Source organism: Planctomycetota bacterium (assembly GCA_016872555.1).
Lineage (GTDB): Bacteria > Planctomycetota > Planctomycetia > Pirellulales > UBA1268 > F1-20-MAGs016.
Genome location: VGZO01000060.1, coordinates 1 through 20020, shown reverse-complemented (window position 1 = coordinate 20020; position 20020 = coordinate 1). Strand labels below are relative to the sequence as shown.

Annotated in this window: 13 protein-coding genes, 1 tRNA gene and 1 pseudogene; 4 read left to right on the top strand and 11 right to left on the bottom strand. The window is 72.6% G+C overall.

The features are described 5' to 3' along the window. Nucleotides 1-53: 53 nt before the first annotated feature. From FJ309_15225 to FJ309_15210, 4 genes and pseudogenes are all read right to left on the bottom strand, one after another. A complete protein-coding gene (locus tag FJ309_15225; protein MBM3955938.1) occupies nucleotides 54-968 on the bottom strand; it encodes a phosphoribosylaminoimidazolesuccinocarboxamide synthase in 915 nt (304 codons plus the stop codon). A 44-nt stretch (nucleotides 969-1012) separates the two neighbouring features. Further along, nucleotides 1013-4342 carry a DNA polymerase III subunit alpha gene (gene dnaE / locus FJ309_15220; protein ID MBM3955937.1) on the bottom strand — a complete coding sequence of 1110 codons (3330 nt, stop codon included), beginning with the start codon at nucleotides 4340-4342 and terminating at the stop codon, nucleotides 1013-1015. A 24-nt stretch (nucleotides 4343-4366) separates the two neighbouring features. Then, nucleotides 4367-6358 (bottom strand): hypothetical protein, encoded by a 1992-nt coding sequence (locus FJ309_15215; GenBank protein MBM3955936.1) that lies wholly within the window; start codon nucleotides 6356-6358, stop codon nucleotides 4367-4369. Between the two features lie 1172 nt (nucleotides 6359-7530). Continuing rightward, nucleotides 7531-7608: pseudogene (locus FJ309_15210) on the bottom strand (XRE family transcriptional regulator). Nucleotides 7609-8279: 671 nt separating this feature from the next. On the opposite strand from FJ309_15210, the gene FJ309_15205 reads away from it, so the two are divergent. Beyond that, the gene (locus tag FJ309_15205; protein ID MBM3955935.1) at nucleotides 8280-9371 is read left to right on the top strand and encodes a hypothetical protein; all 1092 of its coding nucleotides are present in this window, start codon (nucleotides 8280-8282) and stop codon (nucleotides 9369-9371) included. Between the two features lie 131 nt (nucleotides 9372-9502). On the opposite strand, the gene FJ309_15200 is transcribed toward FJ309_15205, so the two are convergent. From FJ309_15200 to FJ309_15190, 3 genes are all read right to left on the bottom strand, one after another. Continuing rightward, the gene (locus FJ309_15200) at nucleotides 9503-9868 is read right to left on the bottom strand and encodes a hypothetical protein (protein MBM3955934.1); all 366 of its coding nucleotides are present in this window, start codon (nucleotides 9866-9868) and stop codon (nucleotides 9503-9505) included. A gap of 382 nt (nucleotides 9869-10250) precedes the next feature. Next, the gene (locus FJ309_15195) at nucleotides 10251-11954 is read right to left on the bottom strand and encodes a Gfo/Idh/MocA family oxidoreductase (GenBank protein ID MBM3955933.1); all 1704 of its coding nucleotides are present in this window, start codon (nucleotides 11952-11954) and stop codon (nucleotides 10251-10253) included. Beyond that, complete coding sequence (locus FJ309_15190) at nucleotides 11951-12877, bottom strand: hypothetical protein (GenBank protein ID MBM3955932.1); 927 nt, start codon at nucleotides 12875-12877, stop codon at nucleotides 11951-11953. Before FJ309_15190 ends, FJ309_15195 begins: the two co-directional genes overlap by 4 nt. Before the next feature lie 269 nt (nucleotides 12878-13146). On the opposite strand from FJ309_15190, the gene FJ309_15185 reads away from it, so the two are divergent. Together FJ309_15185 and FJ309_15180 are read left to right on the top strand one after the other, a co-directional pair. Continuing rightward, entirely contained in the window at nucleotides 13147-14160 is a 1014-nt protein-coding gene (locus tag FJ309_15185) for a D-2-hydroxyacid dehydrogenase (GenBank protein ID MBM3955931.1), read from the top strand. Between the two features lie 35 nt (nucleotides 14161-14195). Further along, a complete protein-coding gene (locus FJ309_15180; GenBank protein MBM3955930.1) occupies nucleotides 14196-15299 on the top strand; it encodes a serine/threonine protein kinase in 1104 nt (367 codons plus the stop codon). Between the two features lie 89 nt (nucleotides 15300-15388). Here FJ309_15180 and FJ309_15175 read toward each other — a convergent pair. Continuing rightward, a tRNA-Asp gene (locus tag FJ309_15175) sits at nucleotides 15389-15462 on the bottom strand. Between the two features lie 136 nt (nucleotides 15463-15598). Further along, a complete protein-coding gene (locus tag FJ309_15170; GenBank protein MBM3955929.1) occupies nucleotides 15599-16654 on the bottom strand; it encodes a tetratricopeptide repeat protein in 1056 nt (351 codons plus the stop codon). A gap of 76 nt (nucleotides 16655-16730) precedes the next feature. Between FJ309_15170 and FJ309_15165 the strand changes: the two genes are divergently transcribed. After that, the gene (locus tag FJ309_15165) at nucleotides 16731-17057 is read left to right on the top strand and encodes a hypothetical protein (GenBank protein MBM3955928.1); all 327 of its coding nucleotides are present in this window, start codon (nucleotides 16731-16733) and stop codon (nucleotides 17055-17057) included. Here FJ309_15165 and FJ309_15160 read toward each other — a convergent pair. Continuing rightward, nucleotides 17044-18510: an esterase-like activity of phytase family protein gene (locus FJ309_15160; protein MBM3955927.1), complete on the bottom strand. Its 1467-nt coding sequence runs from the start codon at nucleotides 18508-18510 to the stop codon at nucleotides 17044-17046. The two genes, FJ309_15165 and FJ309_15160, sit on opposite strands and share 14 nt — an antisense overlap. 132 nt (nucleotides 18511-18642) lie before the next feature. Further along, a complete protein-coding gene (locus FJ309_15155) occupies nucleotides 18643-19743 on the bottom strand; it encodes a hypothetical protein (GenBank protein MBM3955926.1) in 1101 nt (366 codons plus the stop codon). Nucleotides 19744-20020 lie beyond the last annotated feature (277 nt).

Here is a 20020-nt window from a genome sequence, read left to right as displayed (position 1 = left end):
GCGGCCCGGTCCGGGCGCGGGAATCGGGCGCCCTCCGCCCCCCGCGGCGACTGTCACGCCATCCCCGGCGGCACGGTGCCGGTGAGCCGGCGGCAGGCCTCGGCATAGGTGGCGGCGGTGCGGGCCACCACCTCGGCGGGCAGCGGCGGCGGCGGGCTCGACTTGTCCCAGCCGCTGGCGGCGAGCCAGTCGCGCACGAACTGCTTGTCGAACGACTCCGGCACCCGCCCCGGCTCGAGCCGATCGGCCGGCCAGAACCGCGAGCTGTCGGGCGTCAGGACCTCGTCGACCAAGAGCAGGTCGCCGTCCGGAGTCAGCCCCCATTCGAACTTCGTGTCGGCGACGACGATCCCGCAGGCCACGGCGTGGGCTGCGCAGCGCCCGTAGACGTCGAGGCTCCGGCGCCGCAGCCGGTCGGCGAGCTCCCCGCCGATTGCCGCCGCCATCGTCGCGAAGGAGACGTTTTCGTCGTGGCCGGTGACGGCTTTCGTCGCCGGGGTGAAGATCGGCTCGGGGAGGCGGTCGCCGGCCGCGAGCCCAGGCGGCAGGGGCACGCCGCACACGCTCCCGCCGGCGCGGTACTCCGCCAGCCCGGACCCGGCCAGCCAGCCGCGCACCACGCACTCGAACGGCACCACCGCCGCGCGCTTCACGAGCATCGTCCGGCCGCGAAGCGGCTCACGGTCGATCCCCGCCGGTAGCCCCATCGCGTCGACGTCGGTGGTGATGAGGTGGTGGGGGATCGGGTCGGTGCCGCGCGACAGGAAGTCGAACCAAAACGCCGAGATCGCCGTGAGCACGCGCCCCTTGCCGGGAATCGGGGTCGGCAGCACCCGGTCGAAGGCGCTGATCCGGTCGGTGCTCACGATCAGCATCCGCTCGCCCCAGGCGTAGCAGTCGCGCACCTTCCCCCGGTGGACGGGGCCGAGGGGGAGATTCGTCGTCTCGAGCGCGGCGGGGCTGGCCATGGGGAGTGTTGTAGCCGATGGGGCGCCGGCTCCGGCCGGGAGAGTCAGCGAAAATCGCGCGACATGCGCGGCAGTGCCGGCTTCGTCGCCGCCACCCCGCGCGGGGCGGCATCCGCCCCGTCGGCCGCCCTCCCCGGCACCGCCGGCTCCAGCCGCGTCGCCAGGAGATGGACCACCGCGCCGCGCCGCTGGATCCGGCCGTGCACCAGGAGCACAGCCGCCCGGCGCGTCGCCGGATCGGCGGCCTCCCACACCGCCGGGCGCACGACGACGTTGGCCGCGCCGGTCTCGTCTTCGACGGTGAGGAAGATCATCCCGCTGGCGGTGGCCGGCCGCTGCCGCACCAGCACGATCCCCGCCACGCACACCCGCCGCCCCTCGGGCGCCGCCGCCGCCAGCGCCGCCGTGACCACGCCGCGCTCCGCCAGCCAGGCCCGCTCGAACGCCAGCGGATGGGCCGCCAGCGACAGACCGACCGCGCGGTAATCGGCGATCACCTCGTCGCGCGCCGCCAGTGCGGGCAGAAACGCCGCCGGGGCGTCGGCCCCGGACAGGCCCGACGCGTGCGGGGCGAATGGCGCCGCCCCGCCGGCCGGCGCGTCGGCTTCGACTTCGTCTTCGTCGGCAGCGCCGAGCCCCGCGAACAGCGGCCGCTCCTCCGGCCGGTCGACCTGCCGCATCGCCTCCCACGCCGCCCGCCGCCGGTCGAGCCCCAGCGACTCGAGCGCCCCCGCACGGGCCAGATGGAGCAGGTGCTCGCGGTCGAGTCTGGCGCGCCTGGCCAATTCGTGGACCAACCGAAACGCCCCCTGGCGCCGGGCCGCCTCGATCCGCCGCCCCGCCTCCTCACCGAGGCCGTGCACCTGCTCGAGCCCCAGCCGGATCGCCGGCCCTGGCTGCCCGCGCCGGGGGAGCCGTTCGAGCCCGGCGTGCCAGCCGCTGGCGTTCACGTCGACCGGCAAGACCGTCACGCCGTGCTGGCGGGCGTCGCGGACCAGTTGCGCCGGCGCGTAGAACCCCATCGGCTGGCTGCCGAGCAGCGCCGCGGTGAACGCGGCCGGATGGTGCCGCTTGAGCCAGGCGGAGACATAGACCAACAGCGCGAAGCTGGCGGCGTGCGACTCGGGGAAGCCGTATTCGCCGAACCCGCGGATCTGGTTGAACACCCGCTCGGCAAACTCCTCCGAGAGGCCGCGGGCGCGCATGCCGTCGACGAGCCGGCGGTGGAACTCGTCGATCACCCCCGGCCGCCGCCAGGCCCCCATCGCGCGCCGCAGTTGGTCGGCCTCGCCGGGGGTAAACCCCGCCGCCACCACCGCCAGGCGCATCGCCTGCTCCTGGAAGAGGGGCACGCCGAGCGTCTTCTCGAGCACCTCGCGGATCGCGTCGCTGGGGTAGTCGACCGGCTCCTCCCCCGCCCGCCGCCGCAGGTAGGGATGGACCATGTCTCCCTGGATCGGCCCGGGGCGCACGATCGCCACCTCGATCACCAAGTCGTAGAAGCAGCGCGGCCGGAGGCGCGGCAGCATGCTCATCTGCGCCCGGCTCTCGATCTGGAACACCCCCACCGTGTCGGCCTGCGAGATCATCTCGTAGACCTCCGGATCCTCCGCCGGCACCGTGGCCAGCGTGAGCTGCGGCCCACCATGCTCCGCCACGAGGTCGAACGCCCGGTGGATCGCCGTGAGCATCCCGAGGGCGAGGCAATCGACCTTGAGGATCCCCAGCTCGTCGAGATCGTTCTTGTCCCACTGCACGACCGTGCGGCCGTCCATCGTCGCCGGCTGGATCGGCACCAGGTCGCACAGCGCCCCGCGCGTCATCACCATCCCGCCGACGTGCTGGCCGAGGTGCCGGGGAAAGCCGACCAGTTGCCCGACGAGCGCGACGAGCCTCCTGCCCGTCGCGCCCGTGGGCGAAAGTCCTGCCTCCGTCAGCCGGGCCGGCAACTGGCCGACGCCGTCTGCCACGTCGAGCACCTCGGCGATCCGCGCCACGCGGTCGAGCGACAGCCCCAGCACCTTGCCCATGTCGCGGACCGCCGACCGGAGGCGGTAGCAGATCACCTCGGCGGTCATCGCCGCCCGCGTCCGTCCGTAGGTGCGGTAGACGTACTGGAGCACCTCCTCGCGGCGCTGGTGTTCGAAGTCGACGTCGATGTCGGGGGCCTCGCGCCGCTCGCGGCTGATGAAGCGTTCGAAGAGCACGTCGAGCCGGGCCGGATCGACCGAGGTGATCCCCAGGCAGTAGCAGATCGCCGAGTTGGCCGCCGAGCCGCGCCCCTGGCAGAGGATGCCGCGGCGCCGGGCGAAGCGCACGATGTCGAAGACGGTGAGGAAATAGGCCTCGTAGCCCAGCTCGGCGACCAGCGCCAGCTCGTGGCCGATGAGCCTGCGGACCTTCTCCGGCACGCCGTCGGGATAGCGCTGCCGCGCCCCCTTCCAGACCATCCGCCCGAGATGCTCCTGCGGCGTCCGCCCCGGCGGCACGACCGACTCGGGGTATTCGTAGCGCAGCTCGTCGAGCGTGAACGTGCAGCGCCCGGCCCATTCCACCGAGCGCGCGACGGCTCCCGGCAGGGGGGCGAAGCGCTCCGCGATCCGCAGGCGCTCGTGGAGGTGGCGCTCGCCGTTGGCGACGAGCCGGCCGCGGATCTCCTCGATCGTCGCGCCGTGGCGCACCGCCGTGAGGGCATGCAGCAGCGGCAGCCGGGCGCGGACATGGCAGCGGACGTCGCCGGCGGCCACCACCGGCACCCGCGCCTGCCGGGCCACCGCGCCATACCAAGCGAGCCGCGCGGCATCGTCTCCCTCGCGGGCCACCTCCGCCAGGCAGCACAGCCGCTCGCCGAACACCTCCCGCCAGCGCCCCACCGCCTCGAGCGCCGCCGGCACGTTCGCCGCGGCGCCATCCCACAGCGCGGCCAGCGGCACGCCGGCCAGCAGCCCCTCGGCATGGGCGGCGACGTCGTCGACCGTGATCCGGCAGGGGACGCCGCCGCCGGTGACGGGGCCGCCGGGGGCCGTGACATCACCGCTGAGGGGATCCACACCATGGCCGCGCGTCAGCAGCCGGCAGAGGTTGGTATAGCCGCGCCGATCGGCCGCCCACACGACCAGCCCGGCCGCCTCGAGCGGCTCGAGCGCCGCCCCGACGACCAGCCGCAGGCTGGCGCCGTCCGCCCGGTCGGCCGCCGCCTGTTTGCAGGCCCCATGGGCGCGCACGATCCCGGCGAGCGTCGCGTGGTCGGTGATCGCCAGCGCCCGGTAGCCGAGCGCGGCGGCCGATTGCACCAGCTCCTCGGGGTGCGACGCCCCCTGGAGAAACGAGAAGTTGCTCCGGCAGTGCAGCTCCGCGTAGTCAGGCTCGATCATCACGCCCCTTTCGCTCCCGGTCGCTCATGCGAACAGCCCGTGCAGGAACCACGCCCCGTCGGGCAGCCGACGGAAAATCCACAACCGCTCCCCCGACTCCACCTCCACGATCCAGTAGTCGCGGCGGACGCACGCCCCGCGCCACCAGGCCGTCTCGATCCGCTCCGCCCCCTGCGCATGGAGCACGCGCTCCCACCGCCCCTGCCGGCGGAGGCGGACGGGCGGACCATCGGGCACCACCGACACCACCTCCAGCCGCCGCGGCCGCGGCACCAGCCACGTGGGGCGGCGCTGGGCGGCAGGCTTCCAGTCCACTCCCGGTGCCGACCGGTGCTCGCGCCGCGCGGCACGGCGCGAGCCGGTCGCCATGCCGTGCGGCCGCTCCCCGGCCGTGCGCGCTGCGCGCGGCCCCCGGTCGCTCGCGCCACCGCCCCGCGCCGGCACCAGCGGCGGCGCCGCCATCCAGCCATGCTCCGGCTGGGCATCGGCGACGATCCGCGGTGCGAACACGGCCCGGCGCCCGAGCCGCCCCGAGAGCCGGTCGAGGAGCATCCCCACCTGCGCCTGCGACGCCTCCGCCGCGCCGTCGAACAGCAGCCGCTGTCTGGCCGTCGTCCGGCCGGCCGCCAGCACCTCCACGGCGACGGCGTCGATCTCCCGGGGCAGGGGGGCGCGTGCCATCCGCAGGCTCACCAGGTCGGTGAGGTGCGCGACCGCCGCCGACGGCCGGTAGAGCCCGACGTCGATCACCGTCGGCCCCTCCGCCATGGCCGCATCGGCGCCGCCGTTCCAGCGCGGCCGTTCGAGGCGCACCTGCAGCGCCGTGATCCCGTGCCCGGCGGCGGCAAGCGGCGCCACGCAGTCGGCGACGAGCCGCTCCACGATCCGCTCGAGGATGTCGCGCGGCATGTCGCGCAGGAGCACCGGTGCCTCCCAGGCATGCCGCGCCTGTGGCAAGGCATCGGCCTCGGGAGGAGCGAGCGGCTCGGCGCGGGCTCCGCTGAATTCCGCCAGCCGCCGCGGCAACGTCGTGCCGAACCGGGCGGCCAGTTCCTTCCGCGGCAGCCGCAGCACGCCGCCGAGCGTGTCGATCCCCAGTTCTGCAAGCCGCTCGAGATCCGACTCGTCGAGCCGCAGGGCGCTGGCCGGCAGCGGCGCGAGGAGCGCAGCCGCCTCCCCGGCAGGCACGACCGCGAAGCGCCGCGACGAGCTGTCTGGCCGTGCTGGCCATGATCCCCGCGAGCTGCTCACGCCACGTGCTCCCGGTGAACCGGGCCCGCCGTCGCCGTTGCCCTCCTGATCGACCGGTCGCGCGACCGCGCTATCGGCCGGTCGGCGGTCGCCGTGGTGCGCTGCGGTGGGCGTTCCCTCCGCCGTGCCGCCACCCCCGCGCCGGCTGCCGGAAACTGCGGCACCGCGGCAGCCGATCTCCGCGAGTCGGTTGGTGTGGTGGGCGGCGGCCCAGGCGGCGGCAGGGGTATCGGCGATCGCCGTGCGGGCATGGAACCCGCGCCCGGACAGCGTCCACACCGCCAGCCGTGCCAGCCGCTCTTCACCGCCGAAAAATCCCGCCGTGCCGCCGACATCCACATGGATGCATTCCGGCTGGAATCCCTGCGACCGGGCTGGCTCGCGCCCGCCGTCGGCGCCGTACTCCACCGCCGCCACCGGTGCGAACCGCCGGCACCAGCGGGCCAGCCCCGCGAGCGCCTCGCGGTCGGCCACCGGATCGTCGGGATCGATCACGGCGCTGCGGCAGGCCTGCACACCGCGGCTGCGGGCCAGCACCTCCATCGCCTCGGCCAGCGCCATCCCCGCCACGATGCCACCGGATTGATCTCGCGCCGCTCCTCGCGGTGCGTCGGGCAGCGGCGGCAGCCACCACGACACCACCGTCATCACCCCCGTGTGCCGCTGTCGGCAGACGAAGAGTGGCGCGGCCCGCCACTGCGGCTGCTCGACGAACCGGCGTTGCACCGGCCAGCGCGGCAGCCAGATCGTCATGAAGCGCGGCACGACACCCGCTCCTTTCCATGCTCCGGCGGATCCTCGCCGGCTCGCGAGCGCTCGTGGGCCCGCTGCCTCTCGGCCGCGTCCGGCTGCCGGCTCTCGGGCGCGGCACCGACCATGCGCCATGCCTGCCGGCCGGCGTCTTGGCTCCAACCTTCTCTTCCCCAGCTCCAACCCTCTTTACCCCAGCCCTCTTTACCCCAGCCCTCTTTACCCCAGCCCTCTTTACCCCAGCCCTCTTTACCCCAGCCCTCTTTACCCCAGCGCATGTCGAGCAGCAGGTCGGCCTGTTGCTCTGCCACCGTCTCGTCACCGCACCAGGGGCCGCCGACAAGCGCGAGGCGCAGCCGGCGGATGGCGAGATCGGTCTGGCGTGCCACTGCAACTCGCCCTGTAGCCGACTCCGCAACGGGCAGCGGCAGTGCGACGGGCTTCACTGCCACGCGGGCTTCGGCCCAGGTCGGATCGCGGCGGGTGTAAGACGGTCTGACGAGCAGCCCCACCGCGCCGGTCGTGCGCGCTGCCAGCTGCCAGCGCCGCAGGGCGGTGGAGTGGACGCGTTCTGGCCAACCGATCACGGCTGCCACGCCGGGGCAGCGGAGGGCCTGATCGATTGCCCAGACTTCGTCGGCCTCTCGCGCCGGCCGGGCGACATACAGGCTGCTCTCCCGGTCGCCGAGCCAGGGCAGCACGGCCGGCGGATGAAACCATCCGCGCCGGTCGACGACGATGATCGCGCCTCCGTCCGACCGTTCCGCGATCCGGCAGGCGATCGCGCAGGCCAGCGCCGTCGCTCCGCCGGCGGGAAGACAACGGCTGCCATCCGCCGAGCCCGATCTCCCGGCCGGTGGAGCGACGGCCTCGCCGCCCCGTTCGATCAGATCGATCCACTCGATCAGTCCGCCGCGTCGCACACCGCCGGCGGGCAGCAACCGATCGAGCGCGGCAAACCCCGTCGGCACCACCTCCCGCCGCCCCGCGGAGTCGTGTCGTTCCTCGCCCGCCCCCTGGCCTACTCCCTGGGAAATTCCCTGAACAACTCCCCGCCCAATTCCCTGGCTGGCCAACCAGCCGGTCAAGTTGGCAAGCCGCTCACTACCCGCCTGGGGCAGTGGGAGGCTGGCCAGTTCCCCACCTGCCAGCTCACCACCTGCCAGTTCCCCACCTGCCAGCTCACCACCTGCCAATCCACCACCTGCCAATCCACCACCTGCCAATCCACCACCTGCCAATCCACCACCTGCCAATCCACCACCTGCCAATCCACCACCTGCGTCTCCCCTGGGCGGTGGCGGCACATATTCGGCGACTGGCATGGCTACATCCCTTGGATATGTACAGTCGTACACTATCCGTCGAGAGTGCCGTCGTCAACGCGCGCACCGGAAAAAATTCCCTGGCCGTCAGACTCCGGCCGACCGCGGCCCCAAGGCCACCCCACGGCCCACCCGCGACGCCGCGACGCCACGACGCCACGACGCCACGACGCCACGACGCCACGACGTTTCCCCGAGCCCTGCCATGGCGAAGCCCCGAACCCGATCATCCCCTGGCCGGCGAAGCCCTGAACCCGATCGTCCCCTGGCCGGCGAAGCCCTGAACCCGATCGTCCCCTGGCCGGCGAAGCCCTGAACCCGATCATCCCCTGGCCGGCGAAGCCCCGAATCCGATCATCCCAGGGACCCGCGAAGCCCCTCCGCCGTCGCCCTCGCATCGGCCCGTCGCAACCTCGTGCGGGTCGATGCGAGGGCAGAGGCGCGAGGGGCGTACCCCTCTGCAGAGCCCGAGCTGAGGCTTGGAGGCTTGCAGGCTTGGAGGCTTGCAGGCTTGCAGGCTTGCAGGCTTGCAGGCTTGGACATCGCAGCGGAGCAGGGCACCCCGCCGCGTACACTGCCGCTGCCCCCTCTCCCCAAACCCTCTCCCCACCATGCCCCCCCGCGCCCCGTGCCTCCTCGCCCTCTGCCTCCTCCTGCTCCCCGCCGTCCGCACCCGCGGCGACCAGCCCCCGTCCTGGTTCGACGCTGACACCAGCGCCCTCGTCCGCGCCCGGCTCGACATCTCCGACCGCCACTACCGTCAGATCGAACCGGCTCTCGCCCACCTCGCCACCGTCCACGCCGAGCGCTTCGCCGCGCTCGACGCCACCGCGCGCACCGACAAGCTCGCCGCCCTGGCCGCGTTCATCGATCGCCTCCGCGACGCCCATGCCGACGACGTCGTGATCGGCACGGGCCGGCGGATCATCGGCCTGCTCGATCCCGATCCGGGGCTCACCCCGAAGGAGGTCACGGCCCTGGCCGACGCCTATGGCGCCAGCGCCACCGTCCTCAAGCGCACCGGCAGCGAGCCGCTCGCCGCGGTCGCCGATTCCTTCCTCGCGGCGCTCGAAGCCGCCGCGGCAGCGCCTCTCCCGACGACGATCATCGTCCTCGGCCATGGCCTGCCCGACGAGATCCAGAGCTATTCGATCCCGGTGGAGCGCGTCGCCGCGGCGCTCGTCGCAGGCGCGACGAAGCGCGCCGCCGCTGCCGCCCCCTCGAGCCCGCTCGACCTCGGCCACGTGGTGATCATCTGCGACGACTGCTACAGCGCCGACTTCCTCACCAACCTCGGCGCCGCGCTCGAGCGCCTCGCGACCGCCGCGGGCCGATCGGTCGCGGCTCTCCCGACCTGCATCGCCGGCACCTCGTATGGCCGGGTCGGCCGGGCCGACGTGGCGGCGGCGTTCGTGCCCCATTTCTGGAAGGACGTGATCGAGCTGTATTACGTCCGCCGCCCCTGGCCCGACGCCGTCACGCTCGCCGGCTTCTTCGACGCGGTCGACAACATGATGTATGGCTACGGCCGGGCGCCGATCGTGGAGGAGGGGCGTGTCGTCGGCTATCGGCTGGTCGATCCCGACGCGGTCCAGGACCCGGTCGTGTTCGTCTCGCTGTCGATCGACGAGCTGGCCGAACTGCGCCGGCTCCTCGATCTCCCGGCCGATGCGGCGTTGGCGCGCCTCCTCGACATCGGCTGACGCTGCCCCCCGGAGCCTGCCATGCGCCTCGCCGCCGCCGCGGCCGAAAACGAACTGCCTAGCCAGTCATTCACATCGCCAGCCGGGGCGACTGCCGCGCGCTGCCATCGGCAGACTGCGTGTACGACGAACTAGACCGTCCACTCGCGCGAACTGCTCCGGGTCGAGATGAAGTTGCGTTCGTGGTCGAGCCGGAACGTACCCGTCGACACTTCAAGGAGCAGATCTCCCTGGCCCCCCTCGGCTTCCTCGAAGCCATCCGGCAGAAACTCTGCGAGCACATCCCGGACATGACTTGTGAGGAACGGGTCGGCCTGCTCGACGTCGATCGGTGCGCCTGCCTGGTCGATGAAACCGAGCATGTCGATGCCCCCCTTGCCCTGATAGCCCGAGTAGTCGGCTTGGACGAGCGCAACGCCGAGCGCGGCAAGCCGCGGCAGGAGCTCGCTGCGAATTTCGTGAGCAAGCTCCGCGGGAACCTTCTGGCGGATTGGCATGGGGCATGACCTCGAAGGAAAGACGGCGGAATCGCCCGGGGCAGTCAAAGAAGTGTACATATATACACTTATTGAACAACCGCCCGCGGAACACATCCCGGGCGGCGATAGGGCCGCAACCCTCGACAGACCTGCGAGGCGACCTCGGCTCACTCGCCCCGTGGCCCGATCACGCCGCGGAGCCATTCCCGGGCCCGGGCGCGCTCGGGGAGGTCGCGGAGCACCCACGCGGCCGAGTGGTTGGCAAACGGGATCGGCACCAGCGTGAACGCGCCCGGAGGGGCCGCGGCCACCGCTCCACGGCACTGCATGCCCGTGCTCCCACTGCGGCCCGCACCGCTGGCGCGGTGCCTCGACGACCGCGACGCCGCCGCGCGGCCGATCAGGCCTTGTAGAGGTCGCGGTTGGTGTCGGGCACGACGCCTTCGGGGGTCTCGTCGCTGGCGATGTCGAACCACTCCGGCTGAAACTCGATCCGCGCCCGCGTGCTCGGGTTGGCCAGCGCGATGTTGCTCGTCAGCGCGATCACCGCGTCGGCGATCGCCACCTCCGGCTTGCAGCGCGGCTGGTTGGCCGGGTCGGGATTGCGGACGCACCACGCCCAGTGCTCGAGCTCCTCGGTGTAGCCGCGCGACGGCGGACCGGAGTCGCCACCGCCACCCCCCTTGGCACCCGCCGCGTAGCTCCCGCCGCTCTCGGTGGTGTCGAGCGTCGGCGTGCCGTCCTTGGCCTTGGCGACGGTGACACGGGTGTCTTTCGCCGAGCCCTTGTAGAGCATCACTTCCTGCTCGCGCTCCAGCACCAGCGTGCCCTTGGTGCCCATCACCACCTCGCCATACTCGCCGAAGCCGTTGCCGTTGATCGACGAGTAGGTGACGACGATCTTCTTGTTGGCATCGGCGACCTTGCCGTCGGCGTCGAAGTAGCCCGGGGCCGGGTACTCGAACATGCAGTAGACGTGGTCGTCGATCTCGCGGTCGGCCGGGAAGATGCTACGGTTGCCGACGGCCGTGACCGACAGCGGCTTGACCTTCTTCCCCTCGCCGTGCATCGCCGACACGAAGATCCCGGCGGCGTCGAGCTGGTGGCTGCCGAGCTCGGCCATCAGGCCGCCGCCGGTGCGGTTCCACAGCCGCCAGCGGATCAGCTCTTCCAGCGGCGTCCGCGTCGACCCGTCGCCGAGCTTGGCCTCGGAGTAGCCGTACTTCGTCGCGTCGAGGTCGCGGTCGAGGATCTGGGCCTCGGCCTGGGCGATCCTCTTCTGCAGGCTGTCGATGTCGGATGGCTTGGCCGACTCGAGCTCCTTCTTCCACGCGGCGAGCTTCTTGAGCGACGCCTCGTCGCCCGGCATCGGCGGCTTCCAGGAATCGTTGCCGGGGAGGTTGCCGCGGTGCCACTGGGCGCGGATCGAGTGGAGGTCGCCGAGCAGCTTCGCCTTGCCGATCGTGTGGACGGCGTTGTCGTAGAGGATGCTGTAGTGGCGCTGGTGGCCGGTGGCGAGGAGCTTGCCCGTCTCGCGGGCCACGCGCCCCATCTCCTTGCACTCGTGGACCGAGTGCCCCATCAGCTTCTCGGTGAGCACGTGCTTGCCGGCGCGCATCGCCTTGATCGCGGCCGGGGCGTGGAGGTGCAGCGGCAGGGCGATGACGACAGCCTCGACGTCGGGATCGGCGAGGAGCTCTTCGTAGGCGCCGTAGACCTTGACGTGCTTGCGCGCCTCGTCCTCGCTCGACCACTTGTATTTCGCCATCAGGCCCGGCCGCGCCGCCAGGGCGCTGGGGCTCGAGACGTCGCCGTGGAAGGCGCGGAAGACGTTGTAGGGACGGATGTCGGCGATCGCCACGACCTGCATGAAGTCGGGGGTGTGGGCCCCGAGAAGCACGCTCCCCTCGTCGCCGGTGCCGAGGACACCGATCCGCAGCGGGTTGCCGACGGTGGCGCCGTAGCCGAAATAGATCGAGCCGAGCCCGGCGCCGCTGGCGATCCCCGCGGCCACGGCACCGCCGAGGAAGTCGCGCCGCGTGACGGCGATGGCGTCGTTGAAGTTGTCCTTGCCGATCGCTTTCTGGCTTTCCGACAGGTTCATCGTCGCGCGTCTCCGGAAGTGCCGGCCCGGCAGCCCGACCACGGGCACCAGGCCTTGAGGTAATAGTCGAGTCCGCTCCATCCACCGACAGGCAGGGTGGCGAGGGCCAAAAGCGCCGCAGCCTCCACCCATTGATCATAGGTCGGTTGGGCCCCGGGCACCCAGAAGGGCTGCGAGGCGATCACGCTGGCGAGGAAGAACACGCCCCCCATGGCGTTGAATTTCACGAGGAATCCCACGATCAGGCAGGCCCCGATCGTGAGCAGTGACCAGCCGACGAACCGGTCGGCCTGCCACAGCCGCGACGGCTCGCGGGCGGCGGCGACCTTGGCGACGTCGGCCGCCGGGAGGGCGGCATCCCAGGTGGCCTCGAGCTTCTTGCCGAGCGCCTCGACCTCGTTCATCCACCCCGTCGCCTTGCCGCCGAGCTCGCGCTTCTTCTTGGCGAGGCGCTCGCGGGCGAACGGGATCTCCCGGGCCCCCGGGGCCTGCTCCATCGCCGTCAAGCGCGCGACCTCGAGGCGGTAGTCGGCGAGGTCGGGCTCGATCCCCTCGAGGTAGCCGTCGAGCTCGGCGACGGCCGCCTCGCGGGCCGCGGTCATCCCCGCCTGGCGATCGGTGGGCAGCACCCTGGCGCGGGCTGCTTCGAGGCGCTTCCAGCCGGCGACGACGCTCTCCTTCCACGCCGCCGTGGCAGCGGCCGCCGAGCGGCCGTCGGCGGCGCCGAGCGTGCCGGTCCAATCGCCGGTCTGCGGCAGATCGCGTCGGAACCAATCCCCCCACGGTCCGACGGCCGCGCGCCGGAAGCCCGCGCTCGACCACTGCGGGTCGCGGAGGTGATGGAACCCTTCGAGGAAGAAATGGAGGCCGACGACGATCCGGAGGAACGCCAGGGCCGCGATCGCCAGCCAGGTGGACCGCATGAACGTGCCAACGCCTCCCGCGCGACTGCCGCTCGACATGCCGCCCGGCCCACGCCCGACAGGCCGGCCAGGCACGCCACCCGGGGTGGATCACGCGGCCGTAAACGTCAATTGAACCATGATTCGGCGTCAGGGCAAGCTCAGGCCGCCGCCGGAAAGGGGGGTCGAACGCTGCCGCGGGCGAGGTTGGCGGCGGCGGCAGGGTGTGCGAGAACCGTCCGCCGCCGCGGCGGCACGTGTCGCGGCGATCGACGAACCGAGGGCTTTCGATGCGCATCGTGCTCTGCTATCCGGTGGAACCGCACCACCTCCGCCAGATCGCCGCGGCGGCGCCCGGGGCCGAAATCGTCGATGCCGGGCAGGAGCACGTCGCCGCCGAGCTCCCCGCGGCCGACGTCTTCTGCGGCCATGCCAAGGTGCCGGTCCCCTGGGACGACGTCGTCCGCACCGGCCGGCTGCGCTGGATCCAGTCGAGCGCCGCCGGCCTCGACCACTGCCTGGTGCCCTCGGTCGTCGAGTCGGGGATCCTCGTCAGCAGCGCGTCGGGAGTGCTCGCCGACCAGGTGGCCGAGCACACCGTCGGCCTGGCGATCGCCTGCACCCGCCGCCTGCCGCTGTTCCTCGACCAGCAGCGCGCCCGCGACTTCACGCGCCGGCCGACGCGCGATCTCACCGGCGCCGCGGTCGGGATCGTCGGCCTGGGGGGCAACGGTCGGCGCCTCGCCGAGGTCCTCGCGCCGTTCAAGGTGCGGATCCTCGCCACCGACCACTACCCGGTGCGGCGCCCGCCGCAGGTCGAGTTCCTCGGCCCCCCCGACAGCCTGCCGCGGCTCCTCGAGGCGGCCGACGTCCTGTTCCTCGCCTGCCCGCTGACCGCCGCGACGACGAACCTCATCGACGCCACGGCGCTGTCGCGGCTGCGGCGCGGCGCGATCCTCGTCAACACCGCCCGCGGTGCGGTGGTCGACGAGCGCGCCCTGGTCGCCGCCCTGGAGAGCGGCCATCTCGACTCGGCGGCCCTCGACGTCACCCCCGACGAGCCGCCGCACCCCGACAGCCCGCTGTGGACGGCCCCCCGGCTGATCATCACGCCGCACGTCGGCGGCCAGGCGGCCTGGCGGATCGATGCCATGACCGACTTTTTCTGCGATAATCTCCGGCGGTACCTCCGGGGGGAGGAGGTCCGCAACCTCGTCGACAAACGGCTCGGCTTTCCACCGCCGCCCGCAGAGGCGCTTTCCCGTGCCTCGGCGACGGCGGCGGCACCGCGCGGCGACACGTGATCCACCGAGGGGCAGCCCGGCCCGGACGCCCGACCATGACCACCACGATTTTCCAGGAGGGACGGCCGACGATCACGCTCGCCGGGAGCAGCACCACGCGCTGCCCGGACGAGCTGCTCTCCCGCTACGGCGAGGTGATCTCGGTCGGCCGGCTCAACTGGACCGAATACCACCACCTCATCCGCCGCCTCGGCGCCGGCGGGCAGGGGGTGGTGTTCCTCACCACCCGCAAGGGGACCGACAACTTCACCCTCCCGGTGGCGCTGAAGATCTTTTCGCCCGAGCGCTACGAGACCGAGGCGGCGTACGACGAGGCGATGGCGCGGATCGCCACCGTCTCGGCCCGCGTCGCCCTGATCCAGCAAGACAACCTCCTCGACGTCCACAACTTCGTCGAGCAGCGACGGATCCGGATCATGGAGATGGAGTGGGTCGACGGGTTCGACCTCTCCTGCCTGCTCGCCCCCGGGTTCCTCGAACGGACCCGGGCGGGCGTCGACGAGGAACGCTGGCGGTCGCTCAACAACGTGATCGTGACGCCGGGCCCGGAGCAGTCGCGGCTCAAGCCGGGGGTGGCGATCTCGATCGTCCGCGAGTGCCTCGCGGGCTTGGCGGCGCTCCACCGCGACGCCGTCGTCCACGGCGACATCAAGAGCTCCAACATCATGGTCAAGCGGACCGGCAACGCGAAGATCATCGACATCGGCTCGGCGGTGGCCCTCGACGACATTCCCCCCAACCGCACCTGCACACCGGCCTACGCGGCGCCCGAGGTGCTCGAGGGGCGCGAGATCACCCCGCGCTCCGACCTCGCCAGCCTCGGCTACGTGCTCGTCGAGATGCTCTCGGGCCGGCCGCCGTTCGCCGGGCTCGATTCCTACCGCGACCTGCTCGAGGCGAAGCGGTCGCTCGTCCACCGGCTGCCGAACCTGCTCCCGTCGGAGGTGGCCTGCAACGAGCTGTTGATGGGATTCCTCCGCCGCCTCATCGCCCCCGACCCGAACCGGCGCTTTCCCGGCGCCGAGGATGCCGACCTGGCGAAGGAGGGGGCGGCCAGCTTCCACCGCCAGCTGATCGTCGGCGGTCTGGCGAGCGAATACGAAAACGACATCCGCGCCTGGCTCGAACCGCTCGAGTGAGCGCTCGGCGAGCCGGCGAACTGAAGTCAGGCGGTCATCGTCAGGCGACGATCGACCGCGGCCGGCGGAGCAAGAGCCGGCGAGAAAAGCGAGGGTGACGGGACTCGAACCCGCGGCCTCCAACGTGACAGGCTGGCGCTCTAACCAACTGAGCTACACCCCCAAACCACGGCAGACCGATCTGCCGCTGGGCGTTTGCCCCGCGGAAAAGAGTATACCGAGCGACTGCCGCGCAGGGAAACCCTCGGCCACGGCGCACGGGGCCGGCGAAAAAGCGGTCGCCCATCGGTCCCGGCGCTTCACATCACGCCGCGCGACGGGTCGAAGCCCTTGATCCGCGCCGTGGCGAAGTCTTTCTCGGCGAGGTCGTGGTTTCCCATCCGGCTGTGAATCAGGCCGCGGTGCTGGTGCATCACCGCCAGCCCCTGTTCGATTTCCCGCAGCCGCAGCCTCGCCTCGATCACCGAGACGCCGCCCCGGCCCGCCGCCAGCCGCATCCTCTGCCGCTCGGCGAGTTGCCTGGCCAGCGCCTCCTCCATCTGCTCAAGGGCCTCGTCGTCGCGGCCGAGGAGGTGGAGGACGAAGCCCCGGGTGTCGAGGATGTCGGCCGAGACCGCCGGGCCCTCGAGCCCGATCGCCTCGTCGATGTCGACCAGGGCCTCGGGCAGTTCGGTGCCGGCCAGCGCCCGCAGGTAGGCGATGTGGTTGAGGGAGACGGGATCGCGCCGGCTGCCGACCACCCTGCGGGCGGTCGCCAGGGCCTCGGTGTAGTTGCCGCGGACGACCTCGGCCAGGCCGAGGATTCGGAGCGGCGCCGTTCGCAGCGGCGCTGCCGCTTCGGCGCGCCGGGCGTCGTCGACGGCGCCGGCGGCATCGCCGGCATGGAGGCGCAGCCACGCCCGCCGGCAGAGCAACTGCTGGTCTTCCGTGCCGTGCCAGGCGATCGCCCGATCGATCTCGACGAGAGCCGTCGCGAGGTCGTCGTCGGCCTCGAACTCGAGCGACCGCTCCCACGACCACTCGACGATCAGTGGGCCGATCGTCGACAGCAGCGACGGCCCGAACAGCGCCGGGACGACCCCGAACAGCAGCATGATGGCGATCAGCGACCTCTTGATCCCGCCCGAGCGGCGGCCCGACGCGGGGTTGGCCGTCGCGCGATCGCCGGCCGGAGCGAGGTCAAGCGCCGTCGTCCGCCGGTGCCGGCCGCCGTCGGCGGTCCAGGCGGGGAAGCCGCCGTCGTCCTGCGTGGGGGGCTCGAAGCGGGCGGGAATCGGGAAACCGTCGCGGTCGTACTGCATGCCGGCAACGTCCTCGGGGCCTGGAAGCGACCTGGCGGCGGAAGTCAGCGTCATGGTAGCCCCCTTCTACGGCCGACGACAATTGACGGGCGCCTAGGGGAGGCCGTAAGGTTTTCGTGGAGGACCATCGATGCCGCTGTTCGAGATCGAAACCGAGGCCCACATCATCATCTCGTGGGCGCCGGACGAGGCGACGGCTTCGGCGGTGGTCGAGGAGGCCTACCCCGGTGAGCGGGTCCTCCGGCTGACGCGACGGCCGCGTGACACCTGGGTCATCTCGAAGTCGGCGCTCGGCCTGTCGCCGACCCGTGAGCGGCCCTGCCACACCGCCCGCGAATGCCTGTCGCGTGCGTCCGGCGACAAGGTCCACGCCATCCGGCTCTACATGCACGAGACCGGCGACGACCTCGACCGCGCCCGCAAGGTGATCGAGTCGACCATGGTCATGGGCTGGTAGGGGGGCTCTCGGCCTCCCGGTCCGCCGCCGGCGCTTCGCCGCGGTTCGGCTCCGGCGTGCCTTCCTCCGGGCCGAGGAGCCGAAACGCCACCAGCGCCGAAGGCAGGCCCCCGCCGCCGTCGTCGGTGACACCGAGCAGCAGCCGCCCCGGGTGGAGCGGCGGGCCGAGGCACAGCCCCTCGAGGTTGGCGTGCACCGTTCCCACCCACAGCGGGACCGGGGCGACCTGGGCGTCGGGATGCCGGTCGAGATCGCGGTCGATCGCGGCCACGTCGGGGGCGGTGGTCGTATCGACGAGCGTGATGCGGTTGGAAAACGGCGGCAAGCCGGGGCAGCCGGCCCGTTCGAGGACGAGCAGGCGGCCCGAGCCGAGGGCCACCAGCGCCACGACCCCCGAGTGGACGGCGATTCCCGAGACGCCGACGAACCGGTGTGGCGGGGCGACCGGATAGGCCGTCTGGGCCGCCTGCCGAGCGGGCTCCGCCGGCACGGCGATCGGCATCTTCACGATCCGCACGACGGTTCCGGAGTCGGCGGTGGGCGCCGGACCATCGGTCTCGAGGGCCTCCTCGTTGGCCGCCCAGACGTGCACGCCGTCCGGGTCGGCCGCCACCGCCTCGACACCGCGGTTGGGGCGGCGCCGGCGGAACACGGCCGGCAGCCGCAGGCCCCCGTCGAGGGCCGGCGTCGGCCAGTGGCAGGAGCGCACCGCCGGCGTGTCCTCCTCGCCGATGAACAGCCGCCTGACGACTGCATCGTCGGCCGCGTCCTCGGCCGGCGGCGGCCAGGCGGCGAGGTCCTCGTAGTCGTGGCTCGCGCCGAGCGGCAGCGCCTCGACCACCGGCGGCGCGCGGGATTCACCCGACGGTCCGAACGCCACCGTCACGCGCACGAGCGCAGGCGCGTTGTCCATCACGGCGGCATAGCGGTCGCCGCCGAGCCAGGTGATGCCGCTCACGCCACTGACCGCCACCTCGCTGCCGTCGGAAGCGCGTGCGGTGCGCGGGAGATCGACGAGGGGCCCGAGCCGTTCGACCCGCCACCCGGCCCGGTCGAGAACCAGGCGACCGGCAACATGACCGGCGACGTCGTCGGCCGTGCACACGCTGGTGCCGCCGAAGAGACCAGGGAAGAGACCAAACAAGAACAGCACGACCAGCACGCCAAGGAAGCACCGCGCGCCCAGCAAGCCCAGCAAGCACCGCGTGCACCGCGTCCGCGACCGGCTGTGCCCACACATGCGCCCGCTCCAGACGTCAACCCGCCGCCCTCGCCGCATCACCGGCAGGCGGGACCACGGTCGTCGGCAGAGCCCCGCCAATCGCTGCATCGCCCGATTGTCGCGCACGCATGTCGCGAAGGCGACCACGCCCCCGACCGAATCTGCAGCCAGGGCGCGCCGTGTTTCCCGGAACCAGGGACCCGCGAAGCCCCTCCGCCGTCGCCCTCGCATCGGCCCGTCGCCCCGTGCTGCGGGTCGATGCGAGGGCAGAGGCGCGGGGGGCTTCCCCCTCTGTCGAGCCCGAGCGAGGCTTCGTTGTGGCAGCGCCAGTCCGATGCCAGGGCCCGGCCCACCGCCCCGCCGTCACTCGTCGCGCGGCGGCGTTGATTCCAGCCCGTACGCAGCCGAGCGGACGTCGGCGGGCGCAGCGGCGTCGGCGAGGTTCACCCGGCCGGGCTGGTAGCTCGACGTGCCCCCGGGCCGATAGCCGGGGTCGGGGCGGCGGATGCCGCGGAGCGGATCGGTGCCGCTGGCCGGAAGCCCGGGCGGGGGACCGGTCGGAACCGCCGCCGGAGCGACGGCCGGTTCGGGCACCCCCGGGGCTGCCGCAGGTGCCATCGCCGGCACGCTGCTCGGCGCCGGCGTGAAGGCCTCCGGTGCGGGAGACGCACCCGGTGAGCCACCGAACCGGCTCCCGGTCGTGGCGGCATAACGCGACCCGGGGTGCGAATCGGCGACGGTGCCTGCCGCCACGGCGCCTGCGACCGCGCCTTCCGGAGCGGCAGCCGCCGCGGCGCCGGCGAAGCTTCCCGGAAGCGTTTCGGTCGCGGCCGGCGATACGGGAGCAGGGCTGGCAGCCGGCGGCACGGGGGATGTCCAGCGCGACGCGGTGTCCACCGGCGGGGATGCCGGCCTCGCCGGCTCGTAGCCGGCGGTTTCTGGAAATGCGTTCGAGGGGGCAGCCGGGGCCGGGCTCACCGGTGCTGCGGCGGGGAGCATCGCGTAGGGGCCGACCTGCGTCGCATTCCCCGCCGCCGATGGCGCGGCCGCTGCGGAGGCGGGCTTGGCATCGACAAAGGCCGGCGCCGCGGGAGCGGGGGCGGGCGGAGTCGCGCCGTAGGTCACCGCCTGGGACGTGGCGGGGCTGGCCGGAGCCGTCTCGGCCAATTCGTACGAGGCCGGGGTCCCCGTGGTCGGGTAGGGAGCGGTGACGGCCGACGGCTTGACCGGGTCGGGTTGACCGTCCTTGGAGGCAAACGTCGAGAGGCCCTTCGTGCCGCCGAACGACCACCACCGGTTGCCCGACATCGCCCCCGCGCCACTGCGGCAACCGGAGGCCGTTCCGAGCAGGAGCAGCGCCAGCACGGCGCCCGGCAGTGCCAGGTGCTCGCGAAGGGTGTGGACCACCGCGACGTGACCGCGTGCCGAACGACCGCCGCGATCCGGGACCCGACTCGCGCTCATGATCCTGCTCCCGCGTCCGAGGGGTGCCTGAACGACACGCCGCTGCGGATGGGGAGATAGGACGGCCCGGGCTCCGACGTCAACGTCAGTCGGAGCCCTGAAACCTGCTTTGTCGGCGAACGCATGACAGCCCGTGGAAACGTGTTCGGGCGCCGGATGCGGCCGACGGCGACCCGGGAAACCCTCGGCGTTTCCCGCGGTCGCCACAGTGGACAAAGGCCAGGGAGGGCTTTGTCCACGTGAAGTCAGTTCGGCCGCCGGATGCGGCCGACGGCGA

Excerpts from the sequence above, each read along its gene's own strand:
- FJ309_15180 (MBM3955930.1), top strand. The coding sequence starts at position 14,196 with ATGACCACCACGATTTTCCAGGAGGGACGGCCGACGATCACGCTCGCC.
- FJ309_15170 (MBM3955929.1), bottom strand. The coding sequence starts at position 16,654 with ATGACGCTGACTTCCGCCGCCAGGTCGCTTCCAGGCCCCGAGGACGTT.
- FJ309_15155 (MBM3955926.1), bottom strand. The coding sequence starts at position 19,743 with ATGAGCGCGAGTCGGGTCCCGGATCGCGGCGGTCGTTCGGCACGCGGT.
- FJ309_15160 (MBM3955927.1), bottom strand. The coding sequence starts at position 18,510 with ATGCGAGGGCGACGGCGGAGGGGCTTCGCGGGTCCCTGGTTCCGGGAA.
- FJ309_15195 (MBM3955933.1), bottom strand. The coding sequence starts at position 11,954 with ATGAACCTGTCGGAAAGCCAGAAAGCGATCGGCAAGGACAACTTCAAC.
- FJ309_15225 (MBM3955938.1), bottom strand. The coding sequence starts at position 968 with ATGGCCAGCCCCGCCGCGCTCGAGACGACGAATCTCCCCCTCGGCCCC.
- FJ309_15190 (MBM3955932.1), bottom strand. The coding sequence starts at position 12,877 with ATGCGGTCCACCTGGCTGGCGATCGCGGCCCTGGCGTTCCTCCGGATC.
- FJ309_15200 (MBM3955934.1), bottom strand. The coding sequence starts at position 9,868 with ATGCCAATCCGCCAGAAGGTTCCCGCGGAGCTTGCTCACGAAATTCGC.
- dnaE (MBM3955937.1), bottom strand. The coding sequence starts at position 4,342 with ATGATCGAGCCTGACTACGCGGAGCTGCACTGCCGGAGCAACTTCTCG.
- FJ309_15185 (MBM3955931.1), top strand. The coding sequence starts at position 13,147 with ATGCGCATCGTGCTCTGCTATCCGGTGGAACCGCACCACCTCCGCCAG.
- FJ309_15165 (MBM3955928.1), top strand. The coding sequence starts at position 16,731 with ATGCCGCTGTTCGAGATCGAAACCGAGGCCCACATCATCATCTCGTGG.
- FJ309_15205 (MBM3955935.1), top strand. The coding sequence starts at position 8,280 with ATGCCCCCCCGCGCCCCGTGCCTCCTCGCCCTCTGCCTCCTCCTGCTC.